The organism is Roseburia sp. OF03-24, from assembly GCF_003463035.1.
GTDB classification, from domain to species: domain Bacteria; phylum Bacillota; class Clostridia; order Lachnospirales; family Lachnospiraceae; genus Roseburia; species Roseburia rectibacter.
Genome location: NZ_QSCK01000049.1, coordinates 1 through 3277, shown reverse-complemented (window position 1 = coordinate 3277; position 3277 = coordinate 1). Strand labels below are relative to the sequence as shown.

The 3277-nt window shown below is 36.0% G+C and carries 3 protein-coding genes and 2 pseudogenes; all 5 read right to left on the bottom strand.

What is annotated here, in order from left to right; all coding sequences use genetic code 11:
- Positions 1-275 precede the first annotated feature (275 nt).
- Positions 276-1205 (bottom strand): diguanylate cyclase, encoded by a 930-nt coding sequence (locus DXA60_RS17460; protein WP_117922568.1) that lies wholly within the window; start codon positions 1203-1205, stop codon positions 276-278.
- A gap of 37 nt (positions 1206-1242) precedes the next feature.
- Positions 1243-1995 carry a peroxide stress protein YaaA gene (gene yaaA, locus DXA60_RS17455; RefSeq protein ID WP_117922567.1) on the bottom strand — a complete coding sequence of 251 codons (753 nt, stop codon included), beginning with the start codon at positions 1993-1995 and terminating at the stop codon, positions 1243-1245.
- Positions 1995-2275 (bottom strand): annotated as a pseudogene (locus tag DXA60_RS17450) (peroxiredoxin). The gene yaaA and the pseudogene DXA60_RS17450 overlap by 1 nt, the downstream one beginning before the upstream one ends.
- A gap of 17 nt (positions 2276-2292) precedes the next feature.
- Positions 2293-2694: a Fur family transcriptional regulator gene (locus tag DXA60_RS17445; protein ID WP_117922566.1), complete on the bottom strand. Its 402-nt coding sequence runs from the start codon at positions 2692-2694 to the stop codon at positions 2293-2295.
- 101 nt (positions 2695-2795) lie between these two features.
- A pseudogene (locus DXA60_RS17440) lies at positions 2796-3277 on the bottom strand (hypothetical protein); the annotation flags it as partial.

Below are 3277 nucleotides of genomic sequence, written 5' to 3'. Positions count from 1 at the left end.
CCACTGTACTAATAATGATTACGAACCAAATTAACACCTTGCCCATTCGACCACTCCTCTCAAATAAAAAGAGGACCAAATCAGCTGATGGAATATTCCATCTCAAGTGCTAATTTAGTCCTCACTAAATGTTTTTGATATAAAATTGTACCTAATCTAAGCGCACAGATTCACTCTCAGACTGATTGTGGACATCTGTGATGCTGACTTGAATTTTCGGTTTAATATTGCAGCGCTGCCCTATCTTTACCGCTAAAATGGTATAAAAATAAGGACTAAATTAGTGCTAACCCCTTGATTTTACTGGGTTTCTCTAACTTTGTCCTTATTATAACGCGCTCATCTTCCATAATAGCCAAAATCTCTTTCTTTGTTGTTTGCGTGATAACAGCTATAAATTCATCTCCACCATATCTTCCTACAAAATACTTCGATGGTATGGAATTTCTTAACAGTTTTGCAAAATTAGTTATAAGCTGATCTCCTACCGCATGTCCATAAGTATCATTTGCCAGCTTCAGATTATTCAAGTCAAACATTACAAATCCCATAGGTTCCGTTATATACTCACAGCTACGAAGCATTTCCTCACATTTGCTCTTATTAGGAAGTCCCGTCTGCAGGTCAACATAAGCTTTTTTCTCCAGAACTTTATTTTTGTTTTTAATTCTAATATCCGCTATTGTTTGCTGGATAATTATCAGGACAAGCATAATAATATCTAAAATTGATAGTATCTCAACCACTCTGATAGTTCCAGCAACTCTTTCAGAATATATTTCAGCTGATGTGACTGTTTCATCTGCCATATTAAAATATGTTTCACTTATAGCAATAACATCTGTTGCTTCATATCCATTTTCCCTTACTGATAAAATTTCTTCTTTTAACTTATTCCAATATGATATCTGTTCATCCAGCTTGTTCTGATATGTTCTATCTGGGAGACTCACAAGACTGTATCCTCCATTCCCATATTTAAGTCCATTCAGAATATCATCAAGATCCGCAATCATTTCATCATCTGACGTTCCGGTAATTTCCAGCTTTACTTCCCGCTGTGTTGCTCCTCTGACTAATCCCGCATAATTGATAACTCTTGCAGTTCCCTGTATTTTTCGTATTTCCAACATCATAATAATAACCAAAACTGCCAGAAACAGTACAAGTACTGTCTTTAATATATTAGCTATCTTTTCTTTCATATCTCTATCACCTTCAAATAATTCCCATTATTATTTTCTATTTTTCAGATTTTCTTTCAAATATGTACTCATGATCTGATGATATGTCATCTCTGAACACATAGCCAAGTCTGTTAAAGTTACTGATGCTCTCTGGTTTTTCTATATGGTTTTCTGCCATATATCTTACCATTTCGCCTCGTGCCATCTTTGCATATGTGCCTTTTGTGATAAGCTTGTCTTCTGACTTCTCACAGAATGTAATCGTTATATACCTGTCTTTATGCGACAGATATTTTTCAATACATTTAGAGTATTCCTTTGAAGCCAGATTAACAATGATTCTGCTGTCATCTATCAATTCCCTATATAGATTATCTCCCCAGAAATCATACAGATTCTTTGAGCCCCCTATGGCAGCCTTTGCCTGCATCTCAAGGCGGTATGGAGTAATGCCATCCAGAGGCTTTAATACTCCATAGAATGCTGACAATATTCTCAAATGTTCCTGAACATAGTTAAAATGTTCCTCTTCAAAAACTATCGGTGCCATATACTGATATGCAATTCCTTCGTATGCTAAAATTGCTGGTGTAAGATTATTTTCCATTTTTATGGAATTAATTCTTTCTATATTCTGTTCAGCAATCTTGTCATTGCACTTCCACATTTCCTTGAGTTCTTTTTCAGACCTGCCCTGTAGCCATCTAAGAATCTCATCTGTTTTTTCTTTGAATACCGGTTCACTTAAGCTTTCTATACTGTCCGTATCCACTTTAATCTTTTTTGCGGGTGATAATATAATCTTCATCAGCTTAATTCCTGTAACATTTTTTCTGGATCGTCAGCAGCTTTTACCTTATCATTGGCTTTTATGATAACACCTTCTTCATCAATAAGGTATGTTGTTCTGACCACACCCATTGATATCTTTCTGAAAATCCACACGCCTGCTTTGTGCAGCCCGGTGTATTATCTTTTGGGTAAAAATATAGTATCACTTTTTTCCCAAGATACTCACTCAATTTATGTAATTCTCCATTTTGGTCTGGTAATTCAAAATCTGGTGCTTTTGTCCCTATCTCTAACATTATATTATCCTCCAATCTTACAGGTCATTCATTTTATTATTCTGACATTCTGGGCAAATTCCTTTAAAAAATATGTCATGGCTTATATATTTCATACCATGTGCATCTTTTATTTTCTTTTCAATTTCTGATATAACATCCATGTCAACATCAAATATTTCTCCGCATTTTACACATTCAACATGATAATGATTCTCAAGTGTAAAATCAAAGCGATCAGAGCCATCCGGAACTTCTACTTTTCTGACTTTTCCTTCCTCTACAAGTATGCCAAGATTTCTATATACGGTTCCTCTTCCAATTGATGGATATTTATCCCTTATAAATGTGTATATCTGATCAGCTGTTACATGACGATGCATCTCATTTACTGCACTTAGTACCATATCTCTTTGAATCGTATTTCTAATTGTTCTCAGTCCTCCTTAATAAGATTTAATCTTAATTTAGATTTTATGTTGTGGTTCTTACTTTGTCAACAGTAACCGAACTCTAATTGCTAGATTCTAATGTCAAACTTTCAGAGTTCCCTTACATTGACAAGCTTTTCCGTTGCAGTCTTAATCAGCTTCGGGTACCTGATCATAAAGTTATCCTGCAAGCCATACCTCTGCTTATCATACGATGCCTTTAACAGCTTCAATCTCTGCACATCATTGTCAATCTCCATCTTTTCCTTGATTAACGGATTGCCTGTGGCAACCGCCTTAATTTCAGCATAGGAAAGTGTTGCTTCGTCGATATCCTCACAGCTTCGGCTTACCGCCTTGCTTGTCATTACCTGACTGATAAAACGCTGCTTATTTTCCACAAGCGACCAGTTGTATGCATCAAATGTTCCTTTGGTGACATATCTGTAGATTGCCACCTCTTCATTTTCGTTGCCCTGTCTGATACCTCGTCCTTCCCTCTGTTCAATGGATCTCGGCTTCCAAGGACAGTCTACATGATGCATTGGATAGGTTACAATTAACTGGACAGATTTTTTAAGGTCATATAATC

Excerpts from the sequence above, each read along its gene's own strand:
- DXA60_RS17460 (WP_117922568.1), bottom strand. The coding sequence starts at position 1,205 with ATGAAAGAAAAGATAGCTAATATATTAAAGACAGTACTTGTACTGTTT.
- yaaA (WP_117922567.1), bottom strand. The coding sequence starts at position 1,995 with ATGAAGATTATATTATCACCCGCAAAAAAGATTAAAGTGGATACGGAC.